General features: G+C 60.4%; 1 protein-coding gene. It reads right to left on the bottom strand.

Features of this window, described 5'->3' with window-relative positions:
* Positions 1-298: acyl-CoA dehydrogenase family protein (locus AC0L3U_RS39080; protein ID WP_473365072.1), on the bottom strand; the 298-nt coding region annotated here is incomplete at both ends.

The following is a 298-nucleotide window of genomic DNA, read 5'->3' as shown; positions in this document are numbered from 1 at the left end:
CCTTCATCCGCCCAAGACGCAGACAGCCTTGCAGCGCCAGCGTGATCTCGGTCTGCATATCGGCCAGCTTCTTCTGGATCAACTGCGTGGCGGCCAATGGCCGACCGAACTGCTGACGGTCCAGCGTGTACTGGCGCGCGGTGTGCCAGCAGAACTCCGCAGCCCCGAGCGCTCCCCAGGAGATGCCGTACCGCGCCGAATTCCGGCAACTGAAAGGACCTTTCAAGCCACGCCCATCCGGGAAGATGTTCTCTTCGGGTACAAATACGTTATCCATCACGATTTCGCCGGTGATAGA

The sequence above is a fragment of the Bradyrhizobium sp. Kon69 genome (assembly GCF_055807515.1).
This window is presented reverse-complemented; position numbering and strand designations above follow the sequence as displayed.